The sequence below is a fragment of the Bacillus pinisoli genome (genome assembly GCF_023036475.1).
Taxonomy (GTDB): Bacteria; Bacillota; Bacilli; order Bacillales; family SA4; genus Bacillus_BS; species Bacillus_BS pinisoli.
The window spans coordinates 394,090-412,269 of sequence record NZ_JAJQKI010000002.1; the positions used below are offsets into that span (position 1 = coordinate 394,090).

At 36.9% G+C, this 18,180-nt stretch carries 17 protein-coding genes; 2 read left to right on the forward strand and 15 right to left on the reverse strand.

Annotated features, from left to right (window positions below; all coding sequences use genetic code 11):
• Positions 1 to 28: 28 nt before the first annotated feature.
• From LT143_RS04380 to LT143_RS04430, 11 genes are all read right to left on the reverse strand, one after another.
• Complete coding sequence (locus LT143_RS04380; protein WP_246940196.1) at positions 29 to 1,975, reverse strand: stage V sporulation protein D; 1,947 nt, start codon at positions 1,973 to 1,975, stop codon at positions 29 to 31.
• A gap of 535 nt (positions 1,976 to 2,510) precedes the next feature.
• Positions 2,511 to 4,748, reverse strand: a complete 2,238-nt coding sequence (locus LT143_RS04385; protein WP_246940198.1) for a penicillin-binding protein — start codon at positions 4,746 to 4,748, stop codon at positions 2,511 to 2,513.
• 25 nt (positions 4,749 to 4,773) lie between these two features.
• A complete protein-coding gene (gene ftsL, locus LT143_RS04390; RefSeq protein ID WP_246940201.1) occupies positions 4,774 to 5,139 on the reverse strand; it encodes a cell division protein FtsL in 366 nt (121 codons plus the stop codon).
• Between the two features lie 94 nt (positions 5,140 to 5,233).
• Positions 5,234 to 6,169, reverse strand: coding sequence for a 16S rRNA (cytosine(1402)-N(4))-methyltransferase RsmH (rsmH, locus tag LT143_RS04395; RefSeq protein WP_246940204.1), 936 nt, complete (start codon positions 6,167 to 6,169; stop codon positions 5,234 to 5,236).
• Between the two features lie 35 nt (positions 6,170 to 6,204).
• A complete protein-coding gene (mraZ, locus tag LT143_RS04400) occupies positions 6,205 to 6,636 on the reverse strand; it encodes a division/cell wall cluster transcriptional repressor MraZ (protein ID WP_246940207.1) in 432 nt (143 codons plus the stop codon).
• Between the two features lie 210 nt (positions 6,637 to 6,846).
• Positions 6,847 to 8,481 (reverse strand): bacillithiol biosynthesis cysteine-adding enzyme BshC, encoded by a 1,635-nt coding sequence (gene bshC / locus LT143_RS04405; RefSeq protein WP_246940210.1) that lies wholly within the window; start codon positions 8,479 to 8,481, stop codon positions 6,847 to 6,849.
• Positions 8,482 to 8,662: 181 nt separating this feature from the next.
• Entirely contained in the window at positions 8,663 to 9,046 is a 384-nt protein-coding gene (locus LT143_RS04410) for a DUF3397 domain-containing protein (protein ID WP_246940214.1), read from the reverse strand.
• A complete protein-coding gene (locus LT143_RS04415; RefSeq protein WP_246940218.1) occupies positions 9,046 to 9,945 on the reverse strand; it encodes a 2-dehydropantoate 2-reductase in 900 nt (299 codons plus the stop codon). The genes LT143_RS04410 and LT143_RS04415 overlap by 1 nt, the downstream gene beginning before the upstream one ends.
• Before the next feature lie 148 nt (positions 9,946 to 10,093).
• Entirely contained in the window at positions 10,094 to 11,635 is a 1,542-nt protein-coding gene (locus tag LT143_RS04420; RefSeq protein WP_246940221.1) for an acyl-CoA carboxylase subunit beta, read from the reverse strand.
• A gap of 18 nt (positions 11,636 to 11,653) precedes the next feature.
• Positions 11,654 to 11,866 (reverse strand): biotin/lipoyl-containing protein, encoded by a 213-nt coding sequence (locus tag LT143_RS04425; RefSeq protein ID WP_246940223.1) that lies wholly within the window; start codon positions 11,864 to 11,866, stop codon positions 11,654 to 11,656.
• A gap of 14 nt (positions 11,867 to 11,880) precedes the next feature.
• Positions 11,881 to 13,215 carry an acetyl-CoA carboxylase biotin carboxylase subunit gene (locus tag LT143_RS04430; protein WP_246940226.1) on the reverse strand — a complete coding sequence of 445 codons (1,335 nt, stop codon included), beginning with the start codon at positions 13,213 to 13,215 and terminating at the stop codon, positions 11,881 to 11,883.
• A gap of 441 nt (positions 13,216 to 13,656) precedes the next feature.
• On the opposite strand from LT143_RS04430, the gene LT143_RS04435 reads away from it, so the two are divergent.
• The gene (locus tag LT143_RS04435; protein WP_246940229.1) at positions 13,657 to 14,133 is read left to right on the forward strand and encodes an N-acetyltransferase; all 477 of its coding nucleotides are present in this window, start codon (positions 13,657 to 13,659) and stop codon (positions 14,131 to 14,133) included.
• 123 nt (positions 14,134 to 14,256) lie between these two features.
• Here the strand turns inward: LT143_RS04435 and LT143_RS04440 are convergent, their stop codons facing one another.
• From LT143_RS04440 to LT143_RS04455, 4 genes are all read right to left on the reverse strand, one after another.
• Entirely contained in the window at positions 14,257 to 14,844 is a 588-nt protein-coding gene (locus tag LT143_RS04440; RefSeq protein ID WP_246940232.1) for an RsfA family transcriptional regulator, read from the reverse strand.
• Between the two features lie 103 nt (positions 14,845 to 14,947).
• Positions 14,948 to 15,718, reverse strand: a complete 771-nt coding sequence (locus LT143_RS04445) for an enoyl-CoA hydratase/isomerase family protein (RefSeq protein WP_246940235.1) — start codon at positions 15,716 to 15,718, stop codon at positions 14,948 to 14,950.
• 137 nt (positions 15,719 to 15,855) lie between these two features.
• The gene (rpmF, locus tag LT143_RS04450) at positions 15,856 to 16,029 is read right to left on the reverse strand and encodes a 50S ribosomal protein L32 (protein WP_163176875.1); all 174 of its coding nucleotides are present in this window, start codon (positions 16,027 to 16,029) and stop codon (positions 15,856 to 15,858) included.
• Between the two features lie 59 nt (positions 16,030 to 16,088).
• Complete coding sequence (locus tag LT143_RS04455; protein ID WP_246940238.1) at positions 16,089 to 16,601, reverse strand: YceD family protein; 513 nt, start codon at positions 16,599 to 16,601, stop codon at positions 16,089 to 16,091.
• A 321-nt stretch (positions 16,602 to 16,922) separates the two neighbouring features.
• Between LT143_RS04455 and LT143_RS04460 the strand changes: the two genes are divergently transcribed.
• Positions 16,923 to 18,167 (forward strand): nucleotidyltransferase, encoded by a 1,245-nt coding sequence (locus LT143_RS04460; RefSeq protein ID WP_246940243.1) that lies wholly within the window; start codon positions 16,923 to 16,925, stop codon positions 18,165 to 18,167.
• The last annotated feature ends 13 nt before the right edge of the window (positions 18,168 to 18,180 follow it).

Sequence of the window (18,180 nt, forward strand, 5' to 3'; positions counted from 1 at the left end):
ATGTTGTATAGAAAAAGAAACCATGGATTTACTCCACAGTTTCTTCTTTCTTTTTGTCGGAGTTTCCTAATAGCGCTCTAATCGTAGCACCTTCCTCGACCTTTGTACCACTACGTGGAGATTGTTGGATAATCACATCTCCTTCGCCCTCTAGATCAAGCTTAAAATTATAATATTGTTGAGCAATTTCCTGTTTTGTTAACCCAAGCAGATTAGGCACTTCAACCATTATAGGATCTAAATATGGCCTTGATTCTTTCTCAATCTGTCCTTCTCTAGGTTCAACCCCCATAGCCCTTAAGCTATCACCTATAATACTTCCTACAATTGGCGCTGCTACAACCCCACCAAATTGAATAGTACCCTTAGGATTATCAACTGCAACATATATAACAATTTGAGGATCATCTGCCGGCGCAAAGCCTATAAATGATACAATATGATTATTTTCCATATAACGACCATCTTTAACTTTTTGGGCGGTACCAGTCTTTCCTCCTACACGATATCCTTCAACAAACGCATTCCGCCCTGAACCTTGTGCAACAACCGTTTCTAAAGCATATCTGACTTGCTTCGACGTTTCCTCTGATATAATACGTCTCTTTAACTCAGGAGTGTTCTTGCTTACAACTTCCCCTGTATTAGGATCAACAAACTCCTTGGCAATATAAGGCGTATATAAATAACCACCGTTTATTGCTGCTGCAACGGCTGCTACCTGTTGTATTGGTGTCACGGATACTCCTTGACCAAAGGCTGTAGTCGCCTGCTCAACTGGACCTACACGGTCAATATTGAATAGAATTCCTTTTCCTTCTCCTTGTAAATCAATTCCGGTTTTTTGTCCAAAACCAAAATCCTTAATATATTTAAATAATCTCTCTTTTCCTAAACGTTCTCCGAGCTCAATAAATCCAGGGTTACAAGAATTTTGAACAACTTGAAGAAAGGATTGGTGCCCATGCCCCCCTCGTTTCCAACAGTGAAGTGTGGCTCCCCCCACTTTAACTGAGCCAGAATCGTTAAATTCTTCTTTTTCTAAGTCTACTTCGTTTTCTTCCAATGCTGCTGCAAGTGTAATAATCTTAAAAGTAGATCCCGGCTCATAGGTACTCCATACAGGTAAATTACGGTTATAGATTTCTTGTGGTACTTCTTGAAAGTTAGCCGGATCAAAATTAGGTCGGCTATCCATTCCTAAAATTTCTCCTGTTTTTGGGTCCATAGCTATTGCGATGAGCCCATCTGGATTATATTTTGATTCGGCGATATCTAGTTCTCTATTAATAATGGTTTGAACTTTAGAATCAATGGTTAACTTCAGATTTAACCCGTCCTCAGGTGGGTCATAGTCTGCCGACAAGTTCTGCATTGGTTGTCCTTTTGCCGTGATATAAGGCTTTAGACTACCATCATTACCTTTTAACTCTTCATCATAGTAGAGTTCTAGTCCCATAAGACCTTGATTATCAATACCCGCAAAGCCTAGGACATGAGATAAATAGCTACCGTTAGGATAATGACGCTTAGAATCTTCTGCAATATAGACACCTTTTATACCAAGCGATTGAATTTCTCTAGCTTTTTCATGAGAGATTTTTCTCGCTTCATTTACTTTTACAATAGAAGAGTTCTTCGTTAAATATTCATACATTTTTTTCTCTGAAATTCCAATTGCTGTAGCAAGCTGACCTGCGGATTCTGATGCATTTTCAATCTGTCTTGGCATTACATAGACAGTAGGCGCACTAATATTCGTTGCGAGCGGAACTCCATTCCGATCTAAGATCTCTCCACGCTCTGGTTCAAACGGAATGTTTCGGCTCCATGAATTTTTCGCCCTCTCTGTCAGCCAATCTCCTATCCAAAATTGCACAAATCCTAATCTAATATCAATAATCGAAAATAGAAGAACACCTACTGTTAAAACGATTATCAATCTTCGTCTTACTGTCACATTTGATACACGCATCCTTAACGTTCCTCCCCTATTACACAGCAATGTCACCTGTTCTCTATACTTTAAGATCGGTGCACAAGCTAGAAACTATCAACTTCTATCGGTTAGGCCCATTTATGTAGAGTAGGCTAAAACTATAGCGTTTGTACCTTATTCAGGGCTCGTTTCATCTTATGCTTGTACTTTTTCGAATAGAACGATTTAGGGAGAACAAAGACTTGAATTCAAGAAGTAGAGTTGTATTATTAGGTACTTTTTCCAAAACAGGAAGCGAAATCAAGAACAAAAGGCGCAAGCGCCCCGGTTAGCCTCAGGCATAGCAAATGTTCCTTTGACCGAGGAAAAAGTGTTGTTCTTTTTCTTTCGAGGGGCTGGGGGCTGGAGCTGGATTGAAATGCACTGACCCTAGTTATCCACAAATGATTATTTTATAATTTCCAAAACAACAAAAAAACCGAATTATTAGGTACCTAAAGATTTCCTAATAATTCGGGCTTATTAATTCTAATACAACATATATGTCCCAGCCTCTGAAGACGTTACTATACTAATCTTGTGGCTGGCCTTCGCTATCGACTTCTTCAGGATTAGAAGCTGGTTGAGCTGTATTTGGAGCTTGTAGTTCAATAACAAGCTGGTCTCCAACCTTAATTTCCGCACCTGGGGATATATTTTGGGCTACTACATAACCACTGCCCATTAAATTAACCTTTAGATCATACAATTGACTTACTTTCATGACATCTCGTAAAGACCATCCTGTTAAATCCGGCATGTTACTAGTGCCATCTGTTTTTAATATTATTTTCTCCCCTACAATAACTTCGCTTTTTGCATACGGGGCTTGCTCTATGACAGTTCCTCCGTCTCCAATAACCATTGGCTGTAACTGTTGGCTATATAAGGTTTCAGATACTTTACCTACTGCTTGATTAACATACGACGCAAGTACCATACCAACTTGCTTCTCCGAAGAAGTAGTCTGTTCATTTTTCTCAGATTGAGTTGGCTTAATGTTAAGGTATTGTAAGCTATTTTTTACTACACTATTAAAAATCATGGATACAGGCTGTGAACCTGTTTCATGAAGAGTTAATTTTGGTTTAGTTACTGCAACATATACCAATAGTTTTGGATCTTCTTTAGGGGCCATCCCTAAAAATGAGAAGATGTTGTTTCCATGTCCCGTTAAATATTTTCTCTTCGTATCTTTTGCATTCGGGTCTGGTATTTGAGCGGTTCCTGTTTTCCCTGCAATTTCATATCCTTCAATACGATACGGCTTTCCTGTTCCATTCTCTGACGAAACAACTGTTTCTAGAATATCCATCACCTGGTTAGCCGTCTCTTCCGATATCGGAGTGCCTGCTACAGTTGGTTTCCGGTCCTCAACGACCTCTTTTGTGACAGGATCCACAATCTTGTCAATAATAAACGGCTTCATCATTTTTCCACCATTTGCAATAGCCGTAGCTGCCTGAATTTGTTGAATCGGCGTAACGGTTGTTCCTTGTCCGAAGGAAGTAGTCACTTTTTCAATTGGATAGTTATACAAAATTTGACCAGAAGCTTCCCCTGGTAAGTCAATTCCGGTTGGTGCACTAAACCCAAAGCTATTTAGGTAGTTTAATAGTCTATCATCACCATTCATTTTATTCATTACTAAATTAGCCATCGCAACATTCGAAGAACGCTGAAAGCCTTCTAAATAAGTGATTGTACCCCAACCACCTCTATAATGGTCTCTAATCGTACTTGGTCCAACAGTAAACGAGCCTGATTTATAAGTTTCATTCGCATTAAAGACGCCCTCTTCAATAGCAGCCGCTAACGTAAACATTTTCATCGTTGATCCAGGTTCATACCTTGAAGCAATCGGATCATTTAACATATACGCATTCGCTGGAATATGATTTGGATCATAGCTCGGCCTAGAGCTCATCGCCAAAATTGCACCTGTTTTTGGATCAACAACAATACCCACGATATTCTCTGGCTCGTATTCTTTCATTACTTTATTCATTGAATCTTCTAGGAAAGTCTGTATCTTTTGATCAATCGTTAAATAAACACTATAACCGTTTTTAGGAGGTACAATATCATCTTTAGTCGGAAGTTTAATGCCGTTTCGGTCTCTCTGGTAAACTCTCTTTCCATCTTCTTCTTTAAGGTAGTCTTCTAAAGTTCGTTCTAGACCTTGTAAGCCTTCTACCACACCATCTTCATTTTTCTTTGCAAACCCAACGACATGAGTTGCAAAATTCCCATTAGGATAGTAACGTTTTTTCCCCTTTAGAAAAGTAATACCCGGTAATTCAAGAGCTTGTATCTCTTGCATAAGTTGATAGCTAATGTCTCTACCACTCGACCCTAATTCAATTTGGAAGCTCCCTCTATCTATACCTTTTTCAAACATTTGCAGTAACTTTTCTTCACTAATGTCTAATAAGGGAGATAATTTTTCAGCCGTCTCTTTTGGATTGACTACATGCCTAATCTCTTTTGAATCCTTAGAATGTTCCTCGTCTAGAATGGCGACAATGGTATAAGCTGGTGTATCCTGTGCAATGGCTATACCATTTCGATCTAGAATACTCCCCCTATCAGCCTCTAAAACGGTCGACTGGGTATATTTCTGGTTCGCTATCACTGGTAGCTCGTGTCCATCCACTGTCCCTGTAATTTGGATGTACAGAAAACGCAAAGCTAAAAGAAAAAAGAGCGAGCCAAAAATTACCGAAAAGAAAGCCGCTCCTCTATTAATATTACTACTTTTAGTTTTCATGTTTAGACCACACTCACAAATTCATTTAGTCTTGGACTACTTTCACATTGTTCTCATTCAACATTAACCCAAGTTCTTGAGCTTTTGCCCAGATTCGTTCGTATGTACTTAACTCCATGACTTGAAGTTCTAAGTCAGCATTCACTTTTGCCTGAGTATCAATGGATGTTTGTAGTTTGCTAATATCTCGATTTACTGAGTATATTTTAGCACTATTTGATACCATGACGATACTTCCAATTAAAACCATTACAGCAAACATTAGGAAAAGTACTTTCTCCCCAAAGGTAACCTTAAGTTTTTTCTGTATTTGTTGCCCTGCTTGTTGTTGATATTGTTGTTCTTCTTCAATTTTTCGACGTTGTTGAATTTGATACGCCAAGTTGCTCATATATCGGGCCTCCCTTACCTTATGTTTTGGCTTTATTTTCTTATTGTTTTTGTAGTATTAGATGTAAAGAACAACAAAGTATTAATTACTGTATCTACTTTATCTTTTCTGCAATTCGTAATTTAGCTGAGCGTGCACGGTTGTTTTCCTCAAGTTCTTCGTCTGAAGGCAGAATTGGTTTTCTAGTTACCAGCTTAATATTTGGTTGATATTCTTCTGGGATCATTGGTAAACCATGTGGTAAATTAGGTCCACTTGATTCTTCTTTAAAAATAGTTTTGCAAATTCGATCCTCTAAAGAATGGAACGTAATGACACTAATTCTTCCACCTTTACTAGTGATTGAAATGGCTTCTTTTAAGGTCTCTTCAAAAGCTTGAAGTTCATCGTTAACAGCAATCCTAATTGCCTGAAAAACTCTCTTTGCAGGATGTCCCCCTGTCCTTCTGGCAGGTGCAGGAATCCCATCCTTAATAATGTCAACAAGCTCCAACGTTGTTTCAATTGATTTTTTTTCACGATAGGCTTCAATTTTTCTAGCAATTTGCTTCGAGAACTTCTCTTCTCCATAGTGAAAAAATATTCGAACTAGCTTTTCGTATGGCCAATGATTAACAACATCGAAAGCAGATAGCTCTGATTCCTGATCCATTCTCATGTCAAGTGGAGCATCGTGGTGGTAGCTGAATCCCCTCTCAGGAAGGTCTAATTGTGGGGAGGATACCCCTAGATCAAATAAAATACCATCCACTTCATGGATACCTAACTCTGCCAACTTTTCCTTAAGATAACGAAAATTACTTTTTATTAACGTCACTTGATCCTGATAGCTTTTTAATTTCTCTTTAGCATGCTCAATTGCCAAGCTATCTTGATCAAATGCAAAAAGCTTACCGCCTTTTGTGAGCTTTGTTACAATAGCTAAACTGTGACCGGCTCCACCAAGTGTACAGTCAACATATACTCCATCAGGTTTTATATGTAAACCCTCAACTGCCTCGTCCAATAACACCGTTTTATGTTGAAACATAGGAAGCACCTCTTATCTGTTATAGACTTTATTTTTTAGATATCAAAATCAATTAAATTCTCTGCCAGGTCTGCAAAGGACTCTTCAGATTCTGAGAAGAAATCTTCCCAACCTGATTTACTCCAAATCTCAACTCGATTTGAGACTCCAATGACGACACACTCTTTTTCTAACCCCGCATATTGCAAGAGTGGTGTAGATATATTTATTCTCCCCTGCTTGTCTACTTCACATTCAATAGCACCTGCAAAGAAGAAACGCGTAAAGGCACGTGCGTCTTTTTTCGTTAATGGCAATGTTTTTAGCTTGTCCTCAAGTGTTTTCCATTCTTCAAGGGGATAACCAAATAAGCACTTGTCTAATCCTCTTGTCAGAATAAACGTAGTGCCAAGACCATCTCTGAATTTGGACGGTACAATAATGCGACCCTTCGCATCTATATTGTGATGATACTCGCCCATAAACATGCCCTTGCACCCACTTTCTACCCCAAACTAACCACTTTCCACCACAAATCACCACTAATAAGTCTATTTTCTCTTATAATTGAAATTCCTGCAATAGCCTAAAGGGGATTTATGTAAATTTTTTCTCGACTTTTTAATGAGAAAAACACCAATTCTTGATTATGATAGACAAAAAAAGACCCTTCTTTACAAGAAGGGTGACATTTCACGTTACATATATAAAACTTTATGTGAGTATTCAGAGGATGAAGTCTCATTTAAGATTTGACTAATAATAGAAAAACCGAATAAATTAATAAAATAAAAAATATTAATCATTCTCTCTTGGGGATGATTCTCCGGTCTAACTAAATGCTGGATTCGGTCAAATCGTTGTAATATCACTTCGTTTTTTCTTTGAGCATGTTTATAAAATTCTGTCTCAAGAAAATCAAGCTGCTTATGAATAAGAGCTTCATTTTTAGAAACCATTTGAGTAAGGCTATCATGAATAGCAGTTGCAGAGTAACTAAGTGTTTCATAGTGATTTTTTAGAGATACCTTCATCAACTGTATTTCGTTCGTAATCTTTGAATCCTTAATTTGTTCCAAAAACTCTTGTTTTTCTTTAGAAACGCCTTGTAACAAAACACTTGGTATTGACATATCCATTTCGTTTATATCACGTAAAACAGAGCGTAATATGACGGTTGTCATAAGTCGCGGAAAAACAGGAGGCATTTTGCGATCTAACCCTTCAAACACCTGTTTCAGCTCAGCCCAATAAGCAATTTCACCTGGGCCGGCAACAAACATGATTGTTGGGAATAGGTATTCCTGCATAATGGGACGAGTTACTACATTATTACTAAAACGATTAGGATGTTCATGTAGTAGGGCAAGAAGCTCCTTCTCAGAAAAACGGCATTCATTGTTCTTCCCTCGATAGAACACATTCCCCTCTTCCACCATTCTCTCCAATAACACTCTTTCTCCGTGTAAATGGTAAAAGATATGGGCTGAGTTTTCTTCACTATCTATCATTAGTGAGATATTCCGATCCTTTAATGTTTGTTGTTGCTTCTTCAATGCTGAGTCAATAGCAGCATTCTCTCTTAAAATGGTTTCGAACACAGGAATTTCAAGCTCTCTTAATTGCTCATTCCCAGAGTCGACGAGCACTAAACCTGTTTCCTTAAACAATAGAAAAATAAGTTTCGCAAAGAAATCAACATATGTATTAGAATCTTGTAAACATTTATTAATTTCCTCAAGTATTTCATTTGTATAAGAGGTCTCACCATAAAAACTAAATAATTCATTAATCCATTCTTGGCATGCTTGATGATCTAGCTGAACGTCACTAACAGAATGTTTATTCGGCCATTTCTGTTGGACAGAATGCTTCTTCATTTTCCCATTAACTTCAGTATATGTATGGTTAATTTCAGGAAAATCATGATCCTCCCCTGCTATCCAGAATACTGGTATAACAGGTGTTTGGTGCCGTTCCTCTATCAACTTCGCTTGCTGAATAATCGTCACGATTTTATTAATGGTGTAAAGTGGCCCTGTTAGTATACCTGCTTGTTGTCCTCCTACAACAACTAAAGTATTCGGATCTTCTAATTTTTTTATATTTTCAATGGTATTTTTGTCAGCTTGATACCTTTGGTTAAATATAGTTAAATGTTCAACTAATCTTATTCTCGGAAATGTATACTTTTTCAGTTCTGTAATTCTTTCAGAATATGATTCATAATCATATGGCGAATAATGAAAATCAGAGGATCTATGTAAACCATTTCCTAAGTAGTCTTCCATTAATTTATTTGTTATGGGTAGTACATGTTCATGAATTTCCATGAAGGTCCTTCCTTTCTAGACTCTCTAGAATTTTCTTTCTCGAGTATAGCACTCGTATCTGAAAAAAGGAAAAAACTTGCTTGCTGATTAATTAAGACTGTTTTGGTATTAAATGTTGTTTGTACTTACACCTAGCTTGAAAAGCAACAAAGTATTAGAAAAGAGCCTTTAGAAAATTGCTTTAAAGCTCCCAAACCCTACTTGAAATCCCCCATATCATTAATACTATGTGACAAATGAAGAAAAATAAAAAATTAAATCTCCAAACCCCTTTTATTACTTTTTGGATATGAATCTCTTCTCTTACTTTCCAATTAATAAAAACGAAAATAATAGCGATTAGCAGAGTAAAAACAATGATGGGAGTAAGGAGAGTAATATTGAAAATCACTTTTCCTAAAAAATAGACGGATATCATGAGCAGCAAAGTTGTTGCGTCTACTGAATAATGAAAAGCTCGCTTCTTCGATGAAAGGACTGATCTTAATACAGTAAATATCACTACAAATCCAAGTAGTGGGGCAGTAATCACTGTTGCGAAAATCCATGAAAAAAAAGAACTCACTATCGTCCCCTCCCTTCTTCAATCCCTTTTATTGCTTGATAAAGAAAGTCAAGGATTGGTGTATGAGTAGTTGAGAAGTCTGGTAAATTTCTATAATATCCAAGAATTCCTTCAATCTCTGTATCTTTATTCTGCTCAACATCACGGAGCATAGAAGATCTGTTTCTAGCTGTTTTTTCACAGATGGATTGAACTGATTCCCATAGCTGTTGCGGATGATTTGGCTTCAACAAGCAGATGATTTCTTGGAATAGCTCTTTAAATATCTGATAAAAATGAGGATTACTAACAAGCTGACCATTTTCAACCCGTAATAAGGCTGATAATGGATTAATCATAGAGTTAATCACTAGTTTTGTGAGTAACATACTATTCCAATCTTCTATAGCTTGTATGGTGAAATCCGAAGTAGAACAATTAGTAACAAACTCATTTGCTGATGTATTGCCTTTAAAATTACTAATTTTCGTCAATCCTATTCCCGTGTGCTTTACGGTAATATCATTTAACTTTAATGCACCATGCTCAACTACTCCAACCATTATATTATGATGTGATAAATTCCTTAATAAATCTATATGTCCCATTCCGTTCTGAACAAAAAGTAGAGTTACATGCTTTGGAATAAATTGTAATAATGGGATAATGGTTGGTAAGTGGTATTGTTTAACTGATACAATTACGACGGAATATTGATTAAATTTATTTTCATTCTCAGTAGGAAGAGCATTCACTCTAATACTCTTTACCATTCCATTTGTATGTAGGTTAATTCCTTCAGTCTTAAGCATATCAGCTTGTTTTATTGTTTTTGTAAACATCGTCACCTTGTGGTGTACACCTAGGTAAGCTCCAAACAAAAGTCCAATGGAACCAGCCCCAATGATACCAATATTCATAGTAAATCTCCCTCTTACCGTATTTCCTTACTATCATAACAAAATTCACGTCTCCGTAGGACAATTTCTCTATAGATTTGTAAAAGAAACTCTATTTGAGCAAAAAAGAAAGGACCTATGTTAGATCATAGGCCCCTCGTTTCTACCTTTAAACCGGATAGACTGGATGTTTTCTTTCTCCAAACATGACATCTTTTGTTGAATACTGTTCAAATCGTTGGATGAGCACTTCTCTTAGCTCAGAAGCAGCAACGATATCATCAATTATCATTTCTGATGCGAGCTTGTAAATATCAATATGTTCCTTGTACTCTTGATGTTTTTGCTGCACAAATTGTAGTCTTTCTTTCGGATCTTCAATTTCATTTATTTTATTAGAATAAACTGCGTTGACAGCAGCTTCTGGACCCATTACAGCAATTTGGGCAGTCGGTAAAGCAATACAACAATCAGGCTCAAACGCAGGGCCTGCCATCGCATACAAGCCTGCTCCGTATGCTTTTCTGACTATTACTGAGATTTTCGGTACAGTGGCCGAACTCATAGCAGCAATTAGCTTAGCTCCGTGCCTAATAATACCTGCACGTTCAACCTTCGTTCCAATCATAAATCCTGGTACATCCGCTAAGAACAAGAGTGGAATGTGGAAGGCATCACAGAGTGTAATAAATTTCGCCGCCTTATCTGCCGAATCTACAAACAACACTCCACCTTTAACTTTTGGTTGATTAGCAATAATCCCAACCGTACGACCGTTTAACCTAGCAAGTCCTGTTATTAGTTCAGGTGCAAATAGTTTTTTAATCTCAAAGAAACTATCTTCGTCAATCAAAGTATGAATTGCTTCATACATATCAAAAGGGGCATTTTGATTTTCAGGTATAATCTCTGTAAGACTTCTTCCCTGCTTAGGTTGAATGCCTTCTACTATAGGAGTACGAAGTTTATAGTTACTCGGAAAATACTCTAAGTAAGACCTTGCATAAGCGATGGCTTCTTCCTCATCGCGCGCTAATACATCACCACATCCACTAACGGTACAATGCATGCGTGCTCCACCCATTTCCTCCAATGTCACCTTTTCGCCAATTACTTTCTCTGCCATTCGAGGTGAACCTAAGTACATAGAGGCATTATTTTCAACCATAATGACAATATCACAAAAGGCAGGAATATAGGCACCGCCTGCTGCAGAAGGTCCAAACAGTATACATATTTGTGGAATCATTCCCGACAGTTTAACTTGATTATGAAATATCTTACCTGCTCCTCGACGGTTTGGAAACATTTCAAGTTGGTCCGTTATTCTCGCTCCAGCAGAGTCTACCAAATATAATAGAGGGACTTTTAGTTTTTCAGCTGTTTCTTGTATTCGAATAATCTTCTCAACCGTCCTTGCTCCCCAGGAACCTGCTTTAATGGTAGAATCGTTAGCCATGACACAAACAGTTGTACCATTAACTTTTCCAGTACCTGTAACAACTCCATCTGCTGGTAGATCATTGGCCATATTGTTTGCAAATAAACCATCTTCAACAAATTCGCCATTATCAAATAAAAGCTTTAGACGATCGCGGACAAACAATTTATTTTGCACTTTTAATTTTTCATGGTATTTCTCTGCACCACCTGCATGAACTTTCTCCCTCTTCTCTTGAAGAAGCTTTTCTAGCTGTTCCGTTTTAATCATGGTCACCCCTCCATTCCGTTACTTAATGACGATCAGAACGTCTCCTTCATTTACAAAATCACCTATTGCTACTTTCAACTCAACGACTTCTCCTGCCACTGTGCTTTCTACAGGAATTTCCATTTTCATAGACTCAAGGATTAATAACTCTTCCCCTTCTGTTACATTTTTCCCTACCTCAGCTAATACGTTTAAAACTGTTCCGGCCATTGTTGCTGTTATCTCTTTCATATCTTTTCCTCCACTCACTTATTTAAATTAGTAATAAAAGACGTTGTATATTGTCCAGCTACATAGTTTGGATCTCGCAAAATCCTATCAAACAAAGGCCCATTATGTTTAATACCTCTTATTGTAAGGTTTTGAAAAAACTCCGTAGCCTTTAGTAAAGCACTCTCTCTATCCTCACTGTGAATAATTACTTTTGCAATCATAGGATCATAGAATGGTGTCACCTTGTTGTTAGCCAAGTAACCAAAATCTACTCGGATACCCGCTCCTTCTTGAAAGCTGAATTCTTCCATTTGACCAGGTGAAGGCATAAAATTTTCAGGATGCTCAGCGTATAATCTAAACTCAACTGCGTGCCCATTACTCTTAACCTCTTCCTGCAAACAAGGCAAACTCTCCCCCATTGCAATTAAGAGTTGCCACTCAACAAGGTCAATACCCGTAATCATTTCCGTAACAGGATGTTCAACTTGTAATCTCGTATTCATTTCAAGAAAGTAGAACTCACCTTGTTCATCCATGACAAATTCAATCGTTCCAGCATTTTCATACTTAACTGCTTTTGCTGCTTTTATGGCTGTATGACAAAGCTTCTCTCTAATTTCATCCGTAATAAATGGGCTAGGAGATTCTTCAATTACTTTTTGGTTTCTTCTTTGAATCGAGCAATCTCGTTCAAATAGATGAATTAGATTCCCACTTTTATCACCCATAACCTGTACTTCGATGTGACGAGCATTGGTAATAAATTTTTCTAAAAAGATGTCGTCATTACCAAAATAGGCTTTAGCCCTACCTTTAGTTGTCTGGAATGCTTTTTTTAACGATTCTTCATCATCACATTTCTGCATTCCAATTCCACCACCACCCGCGCTCGCCTTTAACATAACTGGATAGCCAATTTTTGCGGCAGCCTCACAAACTTCTTCCAAACTAGTTAATCCCGCTTCACTACCAGGTACAACTGGTACTCCTGCTTTTAACATAGTTTGTCTAGCGATGACTTTATCACCCATACTAGAGATGACGGAAGAGCATGGACCAATAAAAGTAATTCCTTTCTCTTCCACTTGCTTCACAAATGAAGCGTTTTCAGAGAGAAATCCATATCCCGGATGAATCCCATCAACTTTCTCCTTTATGGCAACCTCTAATATTTTCTCTACATTTAGATACGATTTCTGTACAGGGGGCTCTCCAATACAATAGGAGACGGTTGCTTCCTTAACATAGGGTAACTCAGCGTCTGCCTCTGAGTATATAGCAACAGTTTCAATCCCCATCCTCTTACACGTCTTAATAATACGAAGGGCTATTTCTCCACGATTTGCAATCAGAATTTTTTTCAACAGATTAAGCTCCTTTCAGTTCAAATATTATGTCCTTCTGATTAACCAAGCTTACTTGAAGCATGGATTAAATAAAGAATGACACCTGCATTTTTTACGGCTGTTAGACATTAGTGTTGATGTTTGCTTAAAGGAACTTGGTCTTTCACTCACGTTAATGAAGAAGCATCTTAGAAATAAACTCCACTCTACACATTTCTCGTAAGATTCTTCGTTTCCTCTACTTCTATCAACGATGCTAATATCAACAATGTTCATTTAACATAGTAATAAATAGTCCCCTACCACTAATATTTCTTTACGTTTGGAATAATTCCTCTTTCATTTTGTAAACGCTTACGTATTTTTTTTGAGAATTTTATAAAAAATTGTATTATAATATGATTATAGTTCTAGTTACTATTGGAAATACAGCAGATTCTGGATAAGGGAGAGGGTTACATGACAACTCTAAAAGTAGTAAAACTAAATGTTAACTACAAAACAATAGAAGAGTTTAAAAAATTCAAAGAATACGGTATTCAGGAACTTTCTATGCTGGAGGATTTACAAGAGAATATAATTGAGAACGACAGTGATTCTCCATTTTATGGTATATACTTTGGTGACAAACTTGTTGCCCGAATGAGCTTATATCGAGTGGACGAAAGGTTTGATAAGTACTTTGATCCACCACAAGATTACTTAGAACTTTGGAAATTAGAGGTATTATCAGATTATCAACATAAAGGCTTCGGAAGAGCTTTAGTAGATTACGCTAAAAGCTTCAATCTACCTATAAAAACGAACCCGCGTGTAAAATCTAAAGAATTTTGGAATGCAATGGGCTTCACCTCTGTCACTTATGACATGGAGAGAGACCTTGGAGAAAATCCTCTTGTCTGGTATCCAGAGGGAGTTAAAGAGCAACTTCGTTAAAATCTTATACTTAGCAAAAAAACAGCTGATGAAATAATCAGCTGTTTTTTTATAGTTGAAAACTTGATAATGTTTAAATGATAAATCACATGCTAAGCCTACAGTGTGATAATCAACTCCACATTACACACTTTTTTCCAGTTGAATTTTAGCTTTGATTTCATCTTCATCCTGGAGCATCATCATTTTACGAGCTCGATCCATAATTCCAATTAAGGCTTTATAATCTTCTTTTACAAGCTCTAGCTGATGCTCTACTTCCTTCTTTTCCTTTAGTAACTGAGTGTATTCTGTCTCTAGTTTTGAGAGTTTATCTTGTAAGTATTCGTTTTCTTTCTTTAATGAATGCTGTACATCTTCTGTTTGCTCATAGCTTTGTAAATACTGGATAACATCAGATAATGTAATGGAGTAATCTGATTGATTTTCTTCCTGAGAAAGACTTATTTCTTTTGGAGCCACTTTTGTAAGAGCTCCTTCCTTCTTCAACTCTTTTCTTTGTTTTTTAGCGGTTTCAATTCCCTGCTTATATTGTTTTCTTACATACGAATTCCAACGGAATCCACAAGCAGCTGATGTGCGAGAGAGTTTTCTGCCTACCTCTTCAAATGCTGTTAATTGCGTGCCGCCTTCCCTTATATAACGTAAAACAACTTCTGCTAAATATAGATCTTCATCTTGTGTCCATGCATCTTGACGAACAGTCGTCATCGGATATTCCCCCTAGTCACTTTTTTATTCATACATATGCGACTGGTAGAAAAGATAGACATAGAATAGTTGAACCCTAGCATAATTTTCTCTTTTTTTTCTGTTATCTCTCTTTTGAAAGAAATTTTTGAACGGCTTCATGATGCTCTTTAGATGCCCAAAGTTTAGCGCATTGCTGAATCTCTTTGCTCATTCGTTCCTTTAAGGAGCCTGCCTCCCATTTTCTAACCGCCATCTCTTTGTAAGCCGATAATACAGAGGCATTACTAGTAGCAATTACTTGCTCAATCCAGTTGATCCCTTCATTGAACCAATTTGATTCTCCTAAAATATGGTTGATATAACCCTTCTCTTTTCCCCATTCAGCTGATTGAATGGTAGCAGAATATAATAATTCAGAAGCTATATGAAATGGAAGCTTTTCTAAGAGAATAGTACCACCACCCCATCCAGTTGTAATAGCTAATCTACCTTGGATAAAACCTATCCTTGTATTTGGTCTGGCAATTCTAAAGTCACATGCACTCGCTAATTCCATTCCACCTCCAATGGCAATACCATTTAGTAATGCGAAGGTCGGCCTTTTAAGAGTTAATAATTTATATAAGATGTTTCCCATTTTGGAGAGCATTCCGTATGCTTCTTCTTCTGTATGTAGGTCACTAAAACTCGATAAATCTCCACCCGAACAAAACGCTTGCTCTCCTCTACCAGTTATCATAAACGCTTTACATCGATGATCTGCATTTATTTCATCCAAGATGTGCTCCAGTTCATCCATTACCTGATAATCAATGGCATTTCGAACATTTGACCGTTCAATAGTAGCGATGACCATACCACTATTTTTTCTTACCACACTTACTTTCTCCACACTTTCTCCCCCTTATATTGCTTATGGTTCGTCATGGAAGTAATTACACAGAATAATCTCTTCACTTCCAGTAAAATTATATAAAATGGTATAGAAAAAACCGTACTAAAAATAGTACGGTCTTGGATTTGTGTAAATTATTTGTTTACAACATCTTTCCCTTTGTATGTTCCACATTCTTTACATACACGGTGAGCTAATTTCATCTCACCACAGTTAGGGCAAGCCACCATTCCAGGAATTTCTAACTTGAAATGTGTACGGCGCTTTCTCTTTGCAGTTTTAGATGTTCTTCTAAAAGGTACAGCCATTCTTCCCACCTCCTTAAAAAATGAACTAGTAAGAGAATGTTTCAAATAAACACGCTCTATTACTTATCGTTTTCAAAAAATTTCGCTAATCCAGCTAAACGCGGATCAACTTTTTCTTCTTTTTCTAGTTCGGTTATAACTTGCCAATCCTTACCAGACTGTGGAGCACTCTCTTCTTTATTAGGATTCTCTGCAAATACTTGCATCGGAATTTCAAGAAGAATATTTTCCATGATTACAGGAAGCAAGTCCACTACTTCTCCATCTGTTTCATGAAAATCCTCATCCACCTCGTAATCAACAGGCTGAAGGAGGAAATGCTCTGTTGTTGTAATGTCAAAAGGTAACTTAACATCTACTAAAGTTCTAGAACAAGGTAATACAAGTGTTCCAGCTATCTGTAGATGAAAGGTTGCTTTATCACTACTGACATCAACTTTTCCAATAACGTGTACTGGAGATGTGTCTCTGATTTCGTGATCCATTTTTTTCAATTCACTTACATCAACCGTTTCGTCTATCAAAAGTGGTTTATGCTGATATTTTTTTAACTGATGTACATGCCATTTCACAAATGATCACCTCAAGGCAACAAAGGTAATTATAGCTTTCTACAATTGAATTGTCAATATTTTTTCTTTACACTATACTTAATTAAAAGAAAAGGTTGTAGACAACCGATTTCACCATTATCTATTAAGGAAAAACCCCTGTTAATAATGTAATTAATTGATTCAAGCTACTCTTCACACTTTATCATGTTTTCATTTAATATGCCAATTGACGAATTAAACTAATCACCATTTTATTATGATTCTTCTGTATATACAACCAATTTTTAAGTGCTGTATGCTAAACCTAATGCTTTTTCCATATATAAAGGAGGCCTGTTTATGAAGACAGCCGGAGTTATTGTAGAATATAATCCTTTTCACAATGGACATTTGTATCACTTACAACAATCAAAAAAAACGACTAACGCTGATTGTATGGTTGCTGTCATGAGTGGTTTTTTCCTTCAACGGGGCGAACCTGCTCTCGTTTCTAAATGGATTCGTACAAAAATGGCACTTCTTGCTGGCGTTGATTTAGTAATAGAATTACCCTATGCTTTTGCTACTCAGAAGGCAGAAATATTCGCAAACGGAGCAATTTCAATATTAGAAGCCTTAGGAGTAAATGAAGTTTGTTTTGGCAGTGAATCAGGAAATATTGAAGATTTTACAAACACCGTTCAAGTTATGCTAGAAAAAAAGGATGATTTTGACTCATACATACATACTTTCAGCAGAGAAGGTAACAGCTTTCCAAAATCGGCATCCCTGGCATTTCAAATGTTACATATTAAAGAGAATGTCGTTGACCTTTCCCTTCCTAATAACATATTAGGCTATCATTATGTCAAAGCAATTTATGATCAAAAGGCAAATATTGTCCCTAAGACAATAATAAGGACTGGAGCAAACTATCATGATGAACACTTTAGCTCTGCTTCTATTGCTAGCGCCACAAGTATACGTAAGGCCTTGTTTACAAAAGGGCAATTACATGAAATAGACTCATATGTACCGGACTCAACGTTTACAGAGTTGGCAAATTATAAAAATCAGTTTCACAAATTCCACCAATGGGAAGATTACTTTCATCTACTAAAATATAAAGTGTTGACGTCTTCTTCTTCTGAGCTTGAATCTATATATGAAATGGAGGAAGGGCTTGAACATAGGATTATCTCCCATATGAAAAAGGCAAAAAGCTTTCAGGAGTTTATGGAAGGTGTCAAAACAAAAAGATACACATGGACCAGACTGCAAAGACTGTGCACACATATCTTAACAAATACTACTAAACCAGTAATGGTAAATGTGTTAAATGAAAATAATGCATCATACATTCGTCTATTGGGGATGAGTGAAACAGGAAGGTCTTTTCTTCAACAACAAAAGAAAAATGTTACGTTGCCAATCATCTCAAAACTATCTAGTTTTACAAATAAACAACTAGAGTTAGATGTTAAAGCAGCACATACTTATGGAATGATTTTTGATGAGCCCATGCGTACTGAATGGTTTCAGACTGAATTTTCTACTCCTCCCATTCGTTATAATAAAGAAAATAGGGAATTTATTATGTCATAAAAAATAGGAAGAG

Coding starts and splice junctions, on each gene's coding strand:
- ftsL (WP_246940201.1), bottom strand. CDS start 5,139: ATGAGCAACTTGGCGTATCAAATTCAACAACGTCGAAAAATTGAAGAA.
- LT143_RS04440 (WP_246940232.1), bottom strand. CDS start 14,844: ATGACGACTGTTCGTCAAGATGCATGGACACAAGATGAAGATCTATAT.
- rpmF (WP_163176875.1), bottom strand. CDS start 16,029: ATGGCTGTACCTTTTAGAAGAACATCTAAAACTGCAAAGAGAAAGCGC.
- LT143_RS04435 (WP_246940229.1), top strand. CDS start 13,657: ATGACAACTCTAAAAGTAGTAAAACTAAATGTTAACTACAAAACAATA.
- LT143_RS04415 (WP_246940218.1), bottom strand. CDS start 9,945: ATGAATATTGGTATCATTGGGGCTGGTTCCATTGGACTTTTGTTTGGA.
- LT143_RS04460 (WP_246940243.1), top strand. CDS start 16,923: ATGAAGACAGCCGGAGTTATTGTAGAATATAATCCTTTTCACAATGGA.
- bshC (WP_246940210.1), bottom strand. CDS start 8,481: ATGGAAATTCATGAACATGTACTACCCATAACAAATAAATTAATGGAA.
- rsmH (WP_246940204.1), bottom strand. CDS start 6,169: ATGTTTCAACATAAAACGGTGTTATTGGACGAGGCAGTTGAGGGTTTA.
- LT143_RS04425 (WP_246940223.1), bottom strand. CDS start 11,866: ATGAAAGAGATAACAGCAACAATGGCCGGAACAGTTTTAAACGTATTA.
- mraZ (WP_246940207.1), bottom strand. CDS start 6,636: ATGTTTATGGGCGAGTATCATCACAATATAGATGCGAAGGGTCGCATT.
- LT143_RS04420 (WP_246940221.1), bottom strand. CDS start 11,635: ATGATTAAAACGGAACAGCTAGAAAAGCTTCTTCAAGAGAAGAGGGAG.
- LT143_RS04385 (WP_246940198.1), bottom strand. CDS start 4,748: ATGAAAACTAAAAGTAGTAATATTAATAGAGGAGCGGCTTTCTTTTCG.
- LT143_RS04380 (WP_246940196.1), bottom strand. CDS start 1,975: ATGCGTGTATCAAATGTGACAGTAAGACGAAGATTGATAATCGTTTTA.